Source organism: Tamlana sp. I1 (genome assembly GCF_015355625.1).
Taxonomy (GTDB): domain Bacteria; phylum Bacteroidota; class Bacteroidia; order Flavobacteriales; family Flavobacteriaceae; genus Pseudotamlana.
Genome location: NZ_JACLAF010000013.1, coordinates 70,705 through 89,172, shown reverse-complemented (window position 1 = coordinate 89,172; position 18,468 = coordinate 70,705). Strand labels below are relative to the sequence as shown.

Genomic DNA, 18,468 nt, shown 5'->3' with positions numbered 1-18,468 from the left:
ACGTGAAGTTTGTTGGGGAAAACAACCTTTTTATAACCAGCAAAGCTGTTAGTAAATTGTTAATACAAAATTACGGTGGTGTTAAAAATGTGGCGAAAGAAACTTTAGCTTTGAATGAATTAGAAAATGCCCTCAAATCTAATCCAATGATAAAGGCTGCAGAAGTGTATGTTGCTGTAGATGGGACACTTAATGCCGATATAGAACAAAAAACACCTGTTGCGAGAGTAAGCACAAATGCGTCTTATTATATTGATGACGACGGTCTGTTTATGCCTTTGTCAAGAAATTATTCTGCTAGAGTGCCTTTGGTTACAGGTTATGTTGAGAAAAATAATTTAAAAAATGTGTACCAAGTAGCACGAAAAATTAGAAGTGACGATTTTTTAACGAAGCATGTTTTTGAGATTCATCAAAATCAAGATAATTACCTTTTTTTAAAGCTTAGGAAATGCGATTTCATTGTGCAATTAGGAGAGATAGAGGCTTTAGATAAGAAAATAAATAATTTGAAAGCGTTTTATAAAAAAGCACTTAAAGATAAAACATTACAAAACTATAGTAAAGTAAATTTACAGTTTGATAACCAAGTAATATGTACCAAAATTTAGGCTATGGAGCATAATTTAGCAGTAGGATTAGACATAGGAACCACTAAAATAGTGGCTATGATTGGTCGTAAGAATGAATACGGGAAGTTAGAAATTTTAGGTATTGGAAAATCTAAAAGTTTAGGCGTACATCGTGGTGTTGTAAATAATATTACGCAAACTATTCAATCTATTCAGCAAGCGGTTCAAGAAGCCGAAGCTGCTTCCGATATTAAGATTGAAGATGTTACGGTTGGTATTGCTGGGCAACATATTCGTAGTTTACAACATAGCGATTACATTACAAGAGCCGACTCTGAAACGGTTATTGATGATGAGGATATTGATACACTCATCAATCAAGTGCATAAATTAGTAATGCTTCCAGGCGAAGAAATTATTCATGTATTACCTCAAGAGTATAAAGTTGATGGTCAGGCAGAAATAAAAGAACCCATTGGTATGTACGGCGGACGATTAGAAGCTAATTTCCATGTGGTAGTTGGGCAAGTATCATCCATTAGAAATGTGGGGCGTTGTATAAAAAGTGCTGGTTTAAATTTAGAAGGCATTACGTTAGAACCTTTAGCATCATCAAATGCAGTACTAAGTCAGGAAGAAAAAGAAGCCGGTGTTGCTTTAATCGATATAGGTGGCGGAACCACAGATTTAGCCATTTTTAGAGACGGTATTATTCGTCATACAGCCGTTATCCCATTTGGCGGTAATGTAATTACTGAAGATATTAAAGAAGGCTGTTCCATCATAGAAAAGCAAGCCGAATTACTAAAAATAAAATTTGGTTCGGCATGGCCAGGGGAAAATAAAGACAACGAAATTGTTTCTATTCCAGGATTAAGAGGACGTGAGCCAAAAGAAATCACTTTAAAAAATCTCTCTAAAATTATACATGCACGTGTTGTTGAAATTATAGAACAAGTGTATGCCGAAATTAAAAATTACGGACACGAAGAGCAAAAGAAAAAATTAATTGGTGGTATTGTATTAACAGGAGGCGGTAGCCAGTTAAAACACTTAAAGCAATTGGTTGAATATATCACCGGAATGGATACCAGAATAGGATATCCAAACGAACATTTGGCTGGCGATAGCGATGAAGATATTACAAGTCCCTTATACGCCACAGCAGTAGGATTGGTGTTAGACGGATTAAAACGCCAGGAAAGAAAGAAAATAGAACTTCAAGAAGAAGAGATTGTTGTTGAAGAAGAAGAAACTCCAGGAGATATTCCTGAAGAACCACAAGTTATAGAACAACCCAAGGAAAGACGCTCGTTTCTTGATAAGTTAACAGACCGCGTTAAAGATTTTTTAGATAACGCAGAATAGAAAAGAGCAAAACAAAACTGCCTAGTAAACAGTTTTGGTAAATGCGGTTAAACACGCAAGAAGTAATCCATAGAATTAAAATTTAAGTACGAACCACAGTAAAACAGAATTTATGAGCAGCAATGAAGAATTCGAAACAAACATTTCCTTTGATTTACCCAAAAATAAATCAAATGTAATAAAGGTTATTGGCGTTGGCGGCGGCGGCAGTAACGCGATTAACCACATGTTCCAACAAGGTATTAAAGGCGTAGATTTTTTCGTTTGTAATACCGACTCTCAAGCCCTTGAAAATAGTGGTGTTCCAAACAAAATCCAATTAGGTGTTAATCTAACCGAAGGGTTAGGTGCGGGTGCAAACCCAGACGTTGGAGAAAAATCTGCGGTAGAAAGTGTCGAAGATATTTCTCAAATGCTAGATTCTAACACAAAAATGGTTTTTATCACGGCCGGAATGGGTGGTGGTACCGGTACAGGTGCAGCACCAATTATTGCACAAATGGCTAAAGAAAAAGACATTTTAACCGTTGGTATTGTAACCATGCCTTTCCAGTTTGAAGGTAAAATGCGTATCGAACAATCTCAAAAAGGGATTGAAAAATTACGTAGTGTAGTCGATTCTTTAATTGTAATAAATAACAATAAACTTCGTGAAGTATATGGAAATCTAGGCTTTAAAGCAGGATTCTCGAAAGCCGATGAAGTTTTAGCTACCGCTGCTCGTGGTATTGCCGAAGTTATTACACATCACTACACACAAAACATCGATTTACGTGATGCTAAAACCGTACTAAGTAATAGTGGTACTGCTATTATGGGATCGGCTTTAGCGGCTGGACAAAACCGTGCTCAAGATGCTATTAGAAAAGCACTTGATTCGCCATTATTAAATGATAATAAAATCACTGGAGCTAAAAATGTATTGCTGCTAATTGTTTCTGGTGTACAAGAAATTACCATTGATGAAATTGGCGAAATTAACGACCATATTCAAAATGAAGCAGGTCATGGCGCAAACATTATTATGGGTGTTGGTGAAGATGAAGCTTTAGAAGAATCAATCGCTGTAACCATTATAGCAACGGGATTTAACATCGAGCAACAAGATGAAATTTCTAATACAGAAACTAAAAAAGTAAGACACGTACTTAGCGAAGAGCAGGATTTAGATGCACAGGAAAAAGATCCAGTTATTATTCCGCCAGCCGTAGAAATGGTAGAGAAAAAAGCGCCACCTGTTGTACGCCATACTTTAGATTTAGATGTTGAAGAAGAACGCCCTATGCGTGCTGCAAAACCTGTAGAAACACCAAAACCAGTAGAGACTCCAAAACCAAATAATAATTTTGATTTAATTCCTACTTCAGAAATCATCAGAAATATTGGTGTGACTTATGAAGAAGTTACCGATAGTGTTGAAGATGATATTGATGAAGATGACTTTATTATAAAACCAATTTCTAGAAACACTTCGGAAACCACAAATTACCATGAAATTGAAGTAGTTCCAGATCATTTTGAAGATGAACAGCAAATTACTTTAACATTCGATTTGCCAATTTCAACTGAAGAAGATGAGGTTTTTGATGCTGTTGAGGAAGAAATTATTACACACGATTTAGTAAGCGAAGATGTAAAAGACATTCCTGTAAACGATTATGTGGAGTTAATTACGGTAACCGAGTCTAATGAAGATGGCGATATTCGTTATGCTTTAGATGATTATGCCGAAGTTGAAGCTTCAAGCAATAAAAAGCAACAAAAGTTAAACGAGGTTTTAGAGCAAGAAGATGAAGATGTCGTTTTTGAAAGAAAAGTGGTTAAAAGGGAAGTTCCTGAAGAACCTACTGAGGAATTTGACCCAATGAATACGCCAATATCAGAGCTGCTTAAAGATCGCGCTGATGAACGTAGACGCAAAATGAAGGACTTCAACTATAAATTCAATAGTTCTAAAATTGATGATATAGAAAAAGTACCTGCTTACAAGCGTCAGGGTGTAAATTTAAATGCGGCGAGACATTCATCAGAAACCGATATGTCTAGAACAAGCATTGGCGTTGATGATAATGACGATATCCAATTAAGAAGTAATAATTCATTTTTACACGATAATGTAGACTAATCTTTATAGTCTATATTAGCATGAAACCCGAATTGTATTTTTACATTTCGGGTTTTTTGATGCTTAAAAATTGCGTTTACCTATACTAAGAAAATCTTTTTTCTTAGTATCTTCGCAGACTAATATCTAAAGAAAATGAGTTTACAAGACGAAGTAATGACGGCTTTAAAGGCAGCAATGAAATCTAAAGACCAAACAGCTTTAACAGCATTACGTGCTGTGAAATCGGCAATTTTGTTAGCCCAAACAGAGACAGGTTCTAAAGAAGATTTAACCGAAGATCAAGAGTTAAAAATACTTCAAAAACAAGTAAAACAACGTCGTGATAGTGCTGCAATCTATTTAAAGCAAAATCGTGAAGATTTAGCAGCTCCAGAATTAGCTGAAGCCGATGTGATTGCTCAGTTTTTACCAGAAGCCTTATCCGAAGAAGACATCGCAAAAGTAGTTGAAGCCACTATCGCAAAAGTAGGCGCAGAAGGCATGAAAGATATGGGTAAAGTCATGGGGATTGTTAGTCAGGAATTAGCAGGTCAAGCCGATGGTAAAACCATTTCGAATATTGTAAAAGCGAAATTAGCTTAGTTTCTAAAAGTTAGAAGGTTAGAAAGTTAAAAAGTTAAAAAGTTAAAAAGAAGCTCTTTAAACTCTAAATATATTGATTTTAGCTAAAGGCAAATAGCTAACAACCAACAACCAACAACCAATAACCAAAATAAAACGGCTGCGTAGTTCAACTGGATAGAATATCAGATTTCGGCTCTGAGGGTTGGGGGTTCGAATCCCTTCGCGGTCACAAGTAGCTTGTTTAAAAAGCATTAAAACCATGTAATTCTTATGAATTACAAAGGTTTTGAGAATTATGGCAATTCATTTGAATTGGTATAATTTCATCTTAAATGGTTGCCAATCGGTTACCTTTTTTTTAAGGTGTCTGCTAAGCAGACACCTTAAAAAAACTTTGTAATAGTATAGTTGAATTGACTTTCGTACTTAATCATTTTAATTACGACAACTATGCAAAAGCAAAACACTTTTTCTATACTCTTTTGGTTACAAACTTCAAGGGCTATAAACAATGAAGCATTAATTTATGCTAGAATTACTGTAAATGGTAAGCGTTTAAATATAAGTTTAAAACGTAAAGTATCTGTTTCACTCTGGGATTCTAGTAAAAAAAGGGTTAGAGGCAATTCAATTCAGGCTCGGCAAATAAATCAATCAATCGACCAGACCCACACCAAGCTTTTTCAAATTTATCAAGATTTAAAGTTTAAAGGTGAACTCATAACAGCTCATCTTATAAAATCACATTACACAGGTGAGACTAATGAGTCCAAAAGCCTTCAAGAGCTCCTTAAATATCATGCTAAAAAAATAGAAAATACTTTAGCAAAAGGATCTATAGAAAATTTTGGTGTTACCGAAAATTATATAAATCGATTTTTACTTAAGAGCAGAAGAACTACAGATATTTATTTAAATCAATTAGATTATAAATTTCTATGTGACTTTGAAAGTTACTTATACGATTATTGGCCAAAGGGGCATCCAAGGACTATGAGTCAAAATACGGTAATGAAACATATCCAACGGTTTCGTAAGATTATAACTTTAGCTTATCATATCGAGTGGATTGAAAAAGACCCCTTTGTTAAGTGGAAACAAGTATATGAGAAAAAAGAAAGAGAATTCCTTTCAGAAAATGAATTGTCTAATCTTGAAACGCTTTCATTTAAGATAGAGCGATTAGAGCGTGTTCGCGATTTGTTTGTCTTTAGTTGTTATACCGGTATTAGTTATGTCGATATTATGCAGCTAACAGATTCTAATTTAGTTAAGGGAATGGATGGCAGTACTTGGATTGTTACACACCGACAAAAAACGAAATCTAAGGTTAAAATCCCCTTATTGCAACAAGCAGAAAACCTCATAAAAAAGTATGAAAATCATCCGTTAACCACTAGTGCTCAAACGTTATTTCCAATAATTACAAACCAAAAACTAAATGCTTATTTGAAGGAGTTAGCAGATATCTGTGGTATTAAAAAGAATCTAACTTTTCACATGGCAAGACATACATTTGCTACAACGGTCACATTAAGTAATGGTATGCCAATTGAAACTGTTTCCAAATTGCTTGGCCACACTAAAATAGCAACCACTCAAATATACGCCCGTGTATTAGAAGACAAGCTAAGCCAAGATATGAACAATTTAAGGCAGCAATTAGAAGGTAAATCTAAAAATAATGATAGTGCTTCCAAATTAGGTTAAAGAAGGGTGTTATGTTTTAAAAGCAAGATAGTCTTATTTGTCTTGCTTTTTTTTCATACAAATTAAAGTTGTTTGTTATTTAGGAGTTGTTAGTTTTAGGCCTCAATTTATATTAAACTAAATAACCAACCCAAAACTATGGAATTAACGATTTACAAAACTATTACAAACCTTTTAAATCAAAAACTAGAAGACATTGATCAATCCAACGATGATACCATCCAAAAATTAGAGAGAAGTTATTCAGTGTCTTACAAAGCTCTTAAAGAACTTAAACAACATTATTCTAATAGTAATTTACTCAATCAACAAAAGGAAATAGAGTTTTTTAAACACATAAAGCCTTATGTCTTGAGCAAAGTTATTACCTTTTCTCAGCTTTATAATTTAGAAAATAGAAAACCAACAATTTCAGATAAGGCCATTTTAAAATACTACAAAAGTTATATTGTAGGTCTTCAGGAGTATATCGATTCAAATATTAGTTTTTATAACTATTACCGAACGGAGAGCTCGATGTATGATCAACAATATTTCACTAGAAGTGAAATCGATTTAAAACTCTATCCAGAAGCTGCGTATTTCTGTACAGACAATAATTTTTCAACAAGCCATGATACCATTCTTGCCACTATTATGGCAAATGAAGAGATTATTATGTATGTAAAGCAGGAGATGACAAACTATAGTCAGCAGGTTTTAAATAGCCATAAAGGTTTTAATAATAATTTAAAATGGACGGCAACCAAAAGTGATTTAGTGGAGTTATTGTATGCGCTGCATTCAAGTAATGCTATAAATAATGGGAATGTCACATTAAAGGAATTAGCAACTTTTTTAAAGGAAGCTTTTAGCTTGAAATTAGATGATTATTCCAGAGTTTATTACGAACTACAATCTCGAACACAAAAAACTAAGTTTATAGACAATTTAAAAGAAACTTTAGAAAATAGGATTGAAAATTCGTTAGAAACGAGAAGGTAAATCCTTTTACATTTCATACGTTTTTTAGCTAAAAATAATGAGCATTTAGCCTTAGAAAGTAATTTTTTGTAGAGCTATGGTATTTTATTAAGTAAAAAAAATAAAAATTTTTAATTCATTTTATTCTAATTAAGTTCTATTTGGAGGTAATACTCTAAAATTACGAACATGTTTGCATGTTACTTGATTTTCTTGTTGCGGGTTTCCCGTAATTTATTGACTTTAAAATGTGTTTTATAGTTCTGTTTACTAAAGTAAAATAGTCTAAACCATTAATAGACAACTATGTTTTTTAGGTTTATTGTTTATAGTCATAAACACCCAACTAGTACCCAACTTGTGTATAGGTAAATTTGCTTGTAAATAAAATCATACACATGAATTTAATTGAAATAAGTTTAAAAGCTCAATTATATAGTAATATAATATGTTACAAATTATACCAAACATTACTGCACGCATATAATCCCAACTTCGATATCATTGTGGATAATTTTCAAAAAGGAGTTGCAAATTTGTCAAACGAAAGTCAAATTCAACTAATACTAACCATTAAAAACCTTTTTTTAAAAAGGTAAACTTTTAAACTCAATTATTAACGAAACTATGAGCATTAAAATTTTAACGCTAGAGGATTTAAATGAATTTAAATCAGAATTACTTGGTGATATCCAAAACTTAATGGCCGAGCCTCAGAACGAAAAACCTAAAAAATGGATTAAGTCATCAGAAGTTCGAAAGATGCTAAGTATATCAGCAGGAACACTTCAAAATCTTAGAATCAATGGTACTTTACCCTACACAAAATTTGGAAGTGTCATTTATTACAATGCCCACTTAATTAATGAAATCCTCGAAAGTAATCACATTCAAGGTTCCTAAATAGATTTAGTTCTCCAGTTTTATATTTAAAAAGCAATCGCTTTTAAATTCTCTCTCTTAAGTTTTAATCAATGCTAAACCTCCAGTTTTATGAAATTGGAGGGTATTAGTCATGCCGTAATTTAAATAAAGAGCTATGCAATCCATTAATTATATAAGCCATTTAAATCAAGTCTTTAATGTGTTTTCATCAGATAGCAGATTAAACACGACCCATGTAAGCATGTATATGGCGCTTTTTCATTTCTGGAATAATGCCCGATTCGCTGATGAGTTTTTTATAAACCGTAACGATGTTATGTTGTTGTCTAAAATAGGCTCTAAAGGAACCTATCATAAATGCATGAGGGATTTAGATACCTGGCAATATTTTAAATATCTGCCTTCAAGGAACCCGCAAATGGGAAGTAAAATTAAGATGTTCGATTTAGGTACAAGTACAGAACAAGTAGAGGTGCGACATTGTACCAAAAATGGTACAAGCCCTGTACAAGTATCGGGGCGTTATATAAACAATACTAAACATAAAAAACCGGTAAACATTTTTAAACCAAAAAATTTAGAAAATGTTACTGATTTTTTTATTTCAAAAAATTGGCATACTAATCATGCTGCGAAATTTTTCAATCATTACGAGTCTGTAGGTTGGAAAAAAGGAAAAAGTCAAATTGAAAATTGGCAGGCAGCAGCACAAAGTTGGATGCTTCAAGCTGAAGCTTTAGAGAAAACAAAAAATGTCGAACAAAAAGCAACAGACAGCCTGCATACTATCCGCAATAAAAATTATAACCAACCGCTATGAATCATTCAACAACCATTTACAATGCACAAAAACCGCACATTATCGTTGAAGGTGCAATTACCTATCAGTTGGGCGAATTAAAGGGAAATCAAATCAATTACAACTTTCAGAAAATTTTAATCTACCTAGAAGCTAAAGGTAAATTGCTTTTTGGCAAGCATTTTAAAATCCATCAAGAAGACCATGAAGTGCTATTAAAATTAATAAGTTATTATGTGCATGACGAGGCCTTTTGTGTTAACCTGGGTATCGATATCCAAAAAGGTATTCTTTTATCGGGTCCCGTGGGCTGTGGTAAAACAACATTAATGAAACTCCTTCCTTTTGTCGCACCTCATAAACGACCATTCAAATGTATTCCAGCAAGAAACATTGTGTTTAGTTTTAATAACATTGGGTATAAAACTATTGAAGATTACACCGACCAGGACACTTACTGTTTCGATGATTTAGGAGTCGAACAAAAAGGAAAACATTACGGTGCCGACTGCAATGTCATGGGGGAAATTATTTTGTCACGTTACGATCTCTTTTGCGATTCTGGTCATATTCCCAGCCAAACATCTAAAAGAAAAATTTTCACCCACATTACCACCAACCTCAACGCTCAAGAGTTAGAAGAAAAATACGGCGAGCGTGTTCGTTCCCGAATGCGCAGTATGTTTAATCTTATTGCTTTCGATGGTAATACTAGGGATAAGAGAAAATAATGTAGTTCGTCGTAATTTCTAGTTTTTGGTGTGTTCAATTTCTTTTTCTAACAATGAAATTTATGCCAAGAGTCTATAAACCCATTGTGATTAAAATAGGAAGTAATCGCTAGGAGAACATAAAGGACTTTCTATCCACTGCAAATTTCCCTCCAAAATCAATCATCCCAATACAATTAAATATCCTATTTTTAAGCTTTCTTATACAATCCAATACAATCAATGTCAGAAGAACAGAAAAAACAACTCGAAAAACAATTATGGGCTATAGCTAACTTGTTAAGAGGCAAGATGGATGCAGACGATTACAGAAATTACATCTTAGGCTTTATATTCTTTAAATACCTTTCCGAAAAACTACACCTATATGCCGATGAGATTTTAGAACCAGACAATATAACCTACGAGCAAATAGACGAGAATACTGCAGATGGCAAATTATATATCGATGCTGTTAAAAAAGCATGTATTAAAAATTTAGGCTACTTCTTAAAACCCAGCGAATTATTTACCTCTATTGCTCAAAAAGGAAATAACCTAAGTGATATACAAACCAACGATAACGACGAAGCAACACAGTTTTTTATTATCGAAGATTTAGAACACATCCTAAATAATATCGAACAAAGTACAATGGGTACCGACTCCGAAGACGATTTCATCCGACTCTTCGAAGACTTAGACCTAACATCTTCCAAATTAGGGAAAACCGTAAAAGCTAAAAATGAAATCATAGCCAAAATCATTACCCATTTAGATGAAATAGACTTTCAGTTACAAGATACAGAAAGCGATTTGTTAGGCGATGCCTACGAATATTTAATCGGTGAGTTTGCGGCAGGAGCAGGTAAAAAAGCAGGCGAATTTTATACCCCTCAGGAAGTATCAACCATATTAGCAAAAATTGTAACCACACGTAAAAAACGAATCAAATCGGTGTACGATCCAACATGTGGTAGTGGGTCCTTATTACTGCGTGTAGCTAAAGAAGTAGACGATGTAGGTATGTTTTACGGTCAAGAACTTAACCGTACCACTTACAACTTAGCACGTATGAATATGATTCTGCACGAAGTACACTACTCCAAGTTCGATATCAAGCAGGAAGACACCCTAGAAGAACCGCAGCACCTCGATATCGATTTAAAAGCAGAAGCCATTGTAGCAAATCCACCTTTTTCTGCAAACTGGTCGGCAAAAGGCATTTTTAGTACAGACGATAGGTTTAGCCAATACGGTAAACTAGCACCAAAAACCAAAGCCGATTTCGCATTCGTGCAACACATGGTACATCATTTAGACGAAAACGGAATCATGGCAACCGTACTGCCACACGGCGTGTTATTTAGAGGAAGTGCCGAGGGCCATATTAGGCGATATTTAATAGAAGACCGCAATTATATCGATGCCGTTATAGGTTTACCGGCAAACATCTTTTTTGGCACCGGCATACCAACCTGTATCCTGGTACTTAAAAAATGCCGCGAAGCAAACGAAGATGTTCTGTTTATAGACGCCTCCAATCATTTCGAAAAACAAGGCAATCAAAATAAGCTATTACCAGAGCATATTGCCGAAATTACAAACACCTATGCCAATAGGGAGGTGAAAGACAAGTACAGTTATAGAGCCACCTTACAAGAAATAGCCGATAACGATTACAACCTCAACATCCCCCGTTATGTCGATACCTTTGAAGAAGAAGAGCCCATCGATATTAATGCCGTTGCAGAAGAGATACAAGCTTTAGATTTAGAAATTGCCGAAACAGATAAACGCATCGCTTCTTATTGTGAGGAGTTAAATATTAAAACACCTTTTTGATATGGAATTGTTACAACCAAAACTGCGTTTTATTGAATTTAAAAATCAATGGATAAAGACAAAATTAGGTACATTGGGTGTGTTTAAAGGAGGTGGAACACCTACAACAAATAAAGCCAATTATTGGCAAGGTAACACACCTTGGATTTCAAGTTCAGATATTGTTGAAAATGATATTTTTAATATAAACATTACTCGTTACATATCTGATGAGGCAATCGATGAAAGTGCTGTAAAAATTGTTCCATTAAATAGTGTGTTATTTGTTTCAAGAGTGGGTGTAGGTAAACTTGCAGTCTCTAATTTAAATTTATGCACAAGTCAAGATTTTGCTAACCTTACACCAAAAAAAGATAATAGTTGGTTTATAGCATATTATTTTTTATCTAAAAACAAATTACTTCATCAATACGCACAGGGTACGTCAATAAAAGGATTTACAACAGGAGACTTAAAAAGTATTCCTATTAATATTCCTACCCTTCTCGAACAACAAAAAATAGCAGCATTCCTTACAGATGTAGATACTAAAATAGCCCAACTCACAAAAAAGAAAACTTTTTTAGAGCAATACAAAAAAGGCATCATGCAAAAAATCTTTAATCAAGAATTGAGATTTAAAGATGATAATGGGAATGCCTTTCCTGATTGGCAAAAAAACAAATTAGGTAAATCAGTAAAATTTTTAAAAGGAAAAGGTTTGCCTAAAAGTGAAATAGTATGTGATGGTCAATATAAGTGTATTCACTATGGAGAGCTTTTTACAAAATATAATGAGTTAATTGATAATATAATTAGTAGAACAAATGATAATGATAAGACTATTCTATCAAAGGTAAACGATGTTTTAATGCCTACTTCAGATGTTACACCTAATGGTTTAGCGACAGCAAGTTGTATTAAAGAATCAGATGTTATTTTGGGTGGTGATGTATTAATTATTAGACAAGATATTAAAAAGATTGAAGGTGTATATCTGGCACATTATATCAAACATTTTAGAAATGATGTAATGAAATTAGTTTCAGGTTCAACGGTTTATCATTTATACGGTTCTGATATGAAAAATTTACAAGTTTTAATTCCCTGTCTTGATGAGCAAATTAAAATCGCTAATTTCTTAACAGACCTAGATAAAAAAATAGAAGCCGTAACCACTAAAATAGAAAAGGCACAAACCTTTAAAAAAGGCTTGTTACAGCAAATGTTTGTGTAGCATAAAATTTAAAAACTTTAATAAAAATGTTAATACCTATGGCTAAATGGTATAAAAAGTATACTTTTGTGGCAACAGTACACACCACGCTACCCATTAGAACAGCGTCCCAGGGTGTGTCTTTTGCTTTTTATAAGGTACGTTTAGCTCAAAATCAACCTTATGTTTAGTAAACCTGCATTTACACTTTCCCAACAAGTAGAGCAACTACAAGAGCGTGGTTTAATTATTAAGCACCCACGTATTGCCGAAAAATACCTGATAAATATTAGCTATTACCGTTTAGGTGAATATTGGTATGTCATGCAATCCGATAAAGAAAAACATATATTTAAACCTAATAGTAAATTCGAAGATGCTATTGCTTTATATAATTTTGACGCCGAACTCAGGCTCCTGCTTTTTGATGTGATAGAGAAAATTGAAATTAGTTTACGTACCAAATTAATTTACTATTTATCGCATGAATCAGATCCTTGGTGGTTTCAAAATTTCGAACTATTTAATGATTGTAAGGCCTTAGTAAAAACACTTTCTAATTTAGAAGAAGAAATAACCCGTACTAAAGACGAATCAATAAAAAAACACCTTAAAAAACATAAGGAAGATGGTAGGTTTCCACCAGCATGGAAATCTTTAGAGCAAACCAGTTTTGGTGCATTATCAAAGTTGTATGGTAATTTAAAAAATGGTGTTAAAGCTAAAAATGATATAGCTAAAGATTTTGGTGCTGTAAATCATACCTATTTGCCAAGTTGGTTACAGTCTATTGCTCAAATTCGTAACTTTTGTGCGCACCATTCAAGATTATGGAACCGTAATTTACCAGGTACCGTAAAATTATTACCTAAACCTCCAAACTCTTGGATACTAGACCCTTTAAATGTGCCTAAACAACATGAGTTTTCAAAACTATATGTGCACATGTGTTTAATGAGGTATATGCTAAATACGATTTTGCCTAAAAATGAATTCGCTAATAAATTGAATGCCCTGTTTGTTAAATACCCTAACGTCGACCCAAACGCTTTAGGTATGAAACCCAATTGGCAAAATGAACCTTTGTGGAAATAATAATTTATGACAACCCAACCAGAACAAGTACTCGAAAATAATTTAGTAAGCCAGTTAATAGCGCTAGGTCATAAACCAATTACTATTAAAACGGAAGATGATTTATTAAGCAACCTAAAAACACAGTTAGAAAAGCATAATAAAACCACCTTTACCACACCAGAGTTTAACCGTATTCTATTACACCTTTCTAAAGGTAATGTTTTCGATAAGGCGAAAACATTACGCGATAAATATGTCCTTCAAAAAGATAATGGCGACAAGGCATATATCGAGTTTATCAATCAAGATTTCTGGTGTCAAAATCAGTTCCAGGTTACCAATCAAGTAACTATAAATGGCAAACGAGAAAACCGTTACGATGTTACTGTTCTAATAAACGGATTGCCACTAGTTCAAATTGAGCTAAAGCGAAGAGGTATTGAACTTAAAGAAGCCTTTAATCAAATTCAACGCTACCAAAAGGAATCCTTTGCTTTCAATAATGCACTGTTCAATTACGTACAAATTTTTGTTATAAGTAATGGGGTCGATACTAAGTATTATGCGAATAGTCAAAAACAAAGCTTCAAATTTACTTCGTTCTGGAGCGATGAAAAGAATAAAAAAATCACACAATTAGAGCCCTTTGCCAATATCTTTTTAGAGCCTTGTCACATCGCAAAAATGATAACCAAATACGTGGTGCTGCATGAAAGCGATAAAACTCTTATGGTACTTAGGCCATATCAGTTTTATGCAGTCGAATCAATTATTGATAGGGTAAAAAATAGCGATAAAAACGGCTATATCTGGCACACAACAGGATCGGGTAAAACACTTACATCCTTTAAAGCAAGTCAAATATTAACACATAACCCTAAAATTAAAAAGGTTGTTTTTGTGGTAGACAGACAAGATTTAGACGACCAAACCGTTAGAGAATTTCAGGCATTCGATAAAGAAAGTATCGATGGTACTGAAGACACCAAAACACTAGTGAAACAATTTTTAGATAACAGTAGGCCACTTTTAGTAACCACCATACAAAAATTGAATAGTGCCATATCTAAAGCCAAATTTAAAAAACAAATCGAAGCTTTAAAAGATGAAAAAATAGTCTTTATTTTCGATGAGTGTCACCGTTCTCAATTTGGCGATACTCATAGACGTATTGTTAATTTCTTTACCAACCATCAATTATTTGGCTTCACGGGAACACCTATTTTTGTTAAAAATGCCATTAGTAAAAAAAGCATAAAACAAACCACCGCAAACCTATTTCACGAGTGTTTACACCAATACGTAATCACAGATGCTATTAGAGATGAAAATGTTTTAAAATTTTCAATTGAATATTACAATGTTTTCAAAAATAAAGAAGGCATAGAAGATGTTAAAGTTGAAGATATCAATAAGCAAGAAGTATATGAAAGTAATGAATATTTAAATTCCATTACCAATTACATCATAGCAAACCACAACCGTAAAACACATCACAGAGCATTTACAGCCATGTTTTGTGTAAGCAGTGTCGATATTCTAATTAAATATTACGAGCTATTAAAGGCTAAAAAAGAAGCTGGAGAACACCGTCTAAATATTGCAACAATTTTTTCCTATGCCCCAAATCCAGAAGATAAGGAGGCTACTGGTGAAATTCCAGAAGAAGATTTTCCAGATCAACCCATGGCAGCAGAACCTAGAGCAGCCTATGGCATCATGCCTCATAAAGATAAATTAGACGAATACATTACAGATTATAACCTGCAATTTGGCTCTAAACATTCGGCTAAAGACGGTAAAACCTTTCTTAGCTATAAAAAGGACATTTCGCAGCGTGTAAAAAACAAACAAATTGATATTTTATTGGTGGTAAACATGTTTCTTACTGGTTTTGATAGTAAGACCTTAAACACCCTTTACGTAGATAAAAATTTAAATTACCATGGCTTAATTCAAGCCTATTCCCGCACTAACAGAATCTTAAACGAAAAGAAATCTCAAGGAAACATTTTAGCCTTTCGTAACCTAAAACAAAACACCGACGACGCCATTGCTTTGTTTTCAGATAAGAACGCTCAAGAAACTATAGTTATAGCGCCATATGAAGAACAAATAAAGAAATTTAATGAAGCTTATAAGGTCTTAATGAGTATTGCGCCAACGGTAGACAGTGTAAACGATTTAGTTACCGAAAATGATGAATTAGAGTTTGCCAAAGCCTTTCGTGAAATCATGCGGTTAAAAAACATCCTGTCTTCTTTCGTCGAATTCACTTTTGATGATACCTATATGAAAGATCAGGAATTCGCAGATTATACAAGTAAGTATTTAGACCTCTACGATAAAATTAAAACCAATAGCCAAAAAGAATCGGTATCTATATTAGATGAAATTGATTTCGAATTAGAGTTAATTCATCGCGATGAAATCAATGTAGCATACATTATGAAACTGTTAGCCAAATTAAAAGATGCCAAACCTAAAGACCAGGCGAAACAGAAAAAGCAAATTATCGATTTAATAGCAGGCGAATCAGAATTAAGAAGCAAGCGCGTTTTAATAGAAAAATTCATCCAAAACAATCTGCCTAAAATCACCGATAACGATAATGTAGAAGATGAATTTAAAACTTATTGGAAAGAAGAAACTAAAAATGCATTAGCCGAATTAAGTACAACCGAAGCTTTAAAGCAAGAGAAGCTAGAAAACATTATAAACGATTTTCTTTTTACAGGAAGAATGGCTACTGAAGATGAGGTTATTGCCGCCCTAGAAAAACGCCCAAGTGTATTGCATAGAGAATCTATAAGCACAAGAGTAACTCAAAAAATTAAAGATTTCATTCAAACATTCATCAACGGAATGGATAATTAATGAAACACAGTAGCATGTAAGGAATAAATTCCGAGTTGAGTTTTCTTATGGGGGTTTCAAATACACTTTTCATATCGAACGCAGTGGGATATCTCAACATCATAAATCTTGTTTTAACTGCCAAAATCAACTAATTTACACCCTTAAAATGTAACCCTTATCAATTGCCTAAATTACTGAATCTACTTTTTCTTTTCCCGTTATGTTGTTTTGCTCAAATCCCAGAGTATTACAATAGCATCGACTTCACTAAAACCCCAATCGAAATAAAGGAGCAGCTTTCAAACCTAATTATACAAACGCATACAGACCAAATACCTTATACCTCAACAAGTACCGATACCTGGGATATCTTAAAAGAAAGCGATTTAGTAGTAGTAAATTCTGCTGAGGTGCAACTCCTTTATGGCTACAATAATGCCGATTCTAATATTAGAAATCACAGAACCCGAAGTAAAAATCTATCCTGTCATACAAACTCTTGTAAAGGCTATTGGACAAGAGAACATATTTTTCCAAAATCATTAGCAGCACCAAAATTAGCAACCAGTTATGCAGGTGCTGGTACCGATGTACATAATCTAAAGCCAGCCGATAGCGATATGAATTCATACCGTAGCAATAGAATGTACAATGGAGGTTCGGGTAATGCCACAGTAACCAATAAGGGTGATTTTTATCCAGGAGAAGAGTGGGTAGGCGATGTCGCTAGAATAATTATGTATATGTATCTACGTTACCCAACCCAATGCTTGCCAACGACCGTAGCAGGTGGGTCAACTATCTACGCGCCAGATGCGCATATGCCCGATATCCTATTAACTTGGAACGAACAAGATCCTGTGTCTCAAGAAGAAATATACCGAAATAATAAAATAGCCGAGTACCAAGGTAATAGAAACCCATTTATCGACAATCCTTATTTAGCAACGTTAATTTGGAATGGCCCTAAAGTTATTGATACTTGGGGGATTTTCACTATTGATGATTTTTCACAAATTGAAATTGCAATTTATCCCATAATAAAATCGGTTAATATCTGTGTTAAAAATCAGCCAAACAAGATAGCACCTAAGAGGTTTGTAGTTCCCATGGTTAAAAGATAGGCATACAAACATTAACCCCAATAGAGATGACTAACAGGTGTTAAGGAATTTATTTTCTAAATTTATTCAATCAAACCATCATCCAACCTATTAAAGTTAAGGTCAAACCATAGCTTTCTATTCAATACTCTTTTTTTGAAAATGTAATGATACATTAAAAGCAATGTGTGTTTTCCATAGATTTTAAAATTGAAAATAAAAGTTCATAAAATGAATGAGGTTTTTTGCACAACCATTGCATTAATTAATTTATATATTTGTTTAAATTATATGAAAATATTCTTTTCCATATCGATGTCTATTTTATTCCTTTTTCAAGGAATTAGTTTAGATATGGACTTTTGTGGGTCAATTAAAGAAATTTCAAGCATCATTGCCCATTATCAAGATCATAAAGTCTATGGAGACTCTTTCCTTGAATATGTCGTTGAAGACTACTTTGCCAGTGATACTAAAAATGAAGAGCATCCTCATAACCACGATAAGGAAAATATACCAGTCCATTCTCATAATCAATGTTGCCACCCTTTGGTATTAATTATAGCGAACAACACTTTGGCTATAACCAATCAACTAAAATTTGAAGAGAAAAAACAGTATAACTTACATAAAGTAAACTTTACTTCCAGATATTTGGAATCGCTTTTCCAGCCTCCAAGGGCATAATTC

16 protein-coding genes and 1 tRNA gene are annotated in these 18,468 nt (G+C 33.7%); all 17 read left to right on the top strand.

The genetic code is table 11. The features are described 5' to 3' along the window. The first annotated feature begins 56 nt into the window (after window positions 1–56). The 17 genes from H6X70_RS13060 to H6X70_RS12980 all read left to right on the top strand — a co-directional run bounded on the left by H6X70_RS13060 (window position 57) and on the right by H6X70_RS12980 (window position 18,465). Window positions 57–611, top strand: a complete 555-nt coding sequence (locus tag H6X70_RS13060) for a cell division protein FtsQ/DivIB (protein ID WP_317171471.1) — start codon at window positions 57–59, stop codon at window positions 609–611. 3 nt (window positions 612–614) lie between these two features. Then, window positions 615–1,940, top strand: coding sequence for a cell division protein FtsA (gene ftsA / locus H6X70_RS13055; protein ID WP_194768132.1), 1,326 nt, complete (start codon window positions 615–617; stop codon window positions 1,938–1,940). A 112-nt stretch (window positions 1,941–2,052) separates the two neighbouring features. Further along, complete coding sequence (gene ftsZ / locus H6X70_RS13050; protein ID WP_194768131.1) at window positions 2,053–4,065, top strand: cell division protein FtsZ; 2,013 nt, start codon at window positions 2,053–2,055, stop codon at window positions 4,063–4,065. 135 nt (window positions 4,066–4,200) lie between these two features. Further along, complete coding sequence (locus H6X70_RS13045) at window positions 4,201–4,650, top strand: GatB/YqeY domain-containing protein (protein WP_194768130.1); 450 nt, start codon at window positions 4,201–4,203, stop codon at window positions 4,648–4,650. A gap of 137 nt (window positions 4,651–4,787) precedes the next feature. Next, window positions 4,788–4,861 (top strand) — tRNA-Arg (locus tag H6X70_RS13040). Between the two features lie 221 nt (window positions 4,862–5,082). After that, the gene (locus H6X70_RS13035) at window positions 5,083–6,342 is read left to right on the top strand and encodes a site-specific integrase (RefSeq protein WP_102995931.1); all 1,260 of its coding nucleotides are present in this window, start codon (window positions 5,083–5,085) and stop codon (window positions 6,340–6,342) included. A 138-nt stretch (window positions 6,343–6,480) separates the two neighbouring features. Continuing rightward, window positions 6,481–7,326, top strand: coding sequence for an RteC domain-containing protein (locus tag H6X70_RS13030; protein WP_068603912.1), 846 nt, complete (start codon window positions 6,481–6,483; stop codon window positions 7,324–7,326). Between the two features lie 606 nt (window positions 7,327–7,932). Further along, window positions 7,933–8,208: a helix-turn-helix domain-containing protein gene (locus H6X70_RS13025; protein WP_068603910.1), complete on the top strand. Its 276-nt coding sequence runs from the start codon at window positions 7,933–7,935 to the stop codon at window positions 8,206–8,208. 136 nt (window positions 8,209–8,344) lie between these two features. After that, window positions 8,345–9,010 (top strand): hypothetical protein, encoded by a 666-nt coding sequence (locus H6X70_RS13020; RefSeq protein WP_150937165.1) that lies wholly within the window; start codon window positions 8,345–8,347, stop codon window positions 9,008–9,010. After that, complete coding sequence (locus H6X70_RS13015; RefSeq protein ID WP_194768129.1) at window positions 9,007–9,720, top strand: ATPase; 714 nt, start codon at window positions 9,007–9,009, stop codon at window positions 9,718–9,720. Before H6X70_RS13020 ends, H6X70_RS13015 begins: the two co-directional genes overlap by 4 nt. 222 nt (window positions 9,721–9,942) lie before the next feature. After that, entirely contained in the window at window positions 9,943–11,544 is a 1,602-nt protein-coding gene (locus tag H6X70_RS13010) for a type I restriction-modification system subunit M (protein ID WP_194768128.1), read from the top strand. Between the two features lies 1 nt (window position 11,545). Further along, window positions 11,546–12,760, top strand: coding sequence for a restriction endonuclease subunit S (locus H6X70_RS13005; RefSeq protein WP_194768127.1), 1,215 nt, complete (start codon window positions 11,546–11,548; stop codon window positions 12,758–12,760). A gap of 26 nt (window positions 12,761–12,786) precedes the next feature. After that, window positions 12,787–12,930, top strand: coding sequence for a hypothetical protein (locus H6X70_RS13000; protein WP_194768126.1), 144 nt, complete (start codon window positions 12,787–12,789; stop codon window positions 12,928–12,930). Further along, window positions 12,923–13,834 (top strand): Abi family protein, encoded by a 912-nt coding sequence (locus H6X70_RS12995; protein WP_068603900.1) that lies wholly within the window; start codon window positions 12,923–12,925, stop codon window positions 13,832–13,834. The genes H6X70_RS13000 and H6X70_RS12995 overlap by 8 nt, the downstream gene beginning before the upstream one ends. A gap of 6 nt (window positions 13,835–13,840) precedes the next feature. Then, window positions 13,841–16,693, top strand: coding sequence for a type I restriction endonuclease subunit R (locus H6X70_RS12990; protein WP_194768125.1), 2,853 nt, complete (start codon window positions 13,841–13,843; stop codon window positions 16,691–16,693). Window positions 16,694–16,857: 164 nt separating this feature from the next. Further along, the gene (locus H6X70_RS12985; RefSeq protein WP_194768124.1) at window positions 16,858–17,799 is read left to right on the top strand and encodes an endonuclease I family protein; all 942 of its coding nucleotides are present in this window, start codon (window positions 16,858–16,860) and stop codon (window positions 17,797–17,799) included. A gap of 189 nt (window positions 17,800–17,988) precedes the next feature. Then, on the top strand, window positions 17,989–18,465 hold the full coding sequence (locus tag H6X70_RS12980; protein WP_228530366.1) for a hypothetical protein: 477 nt from the start codon (window positions 17,989–17,991) through the stop codon (window positions 18,463–18,465). Window positions 18,466–18,468 lie beyond the last annotated feature (3 nt).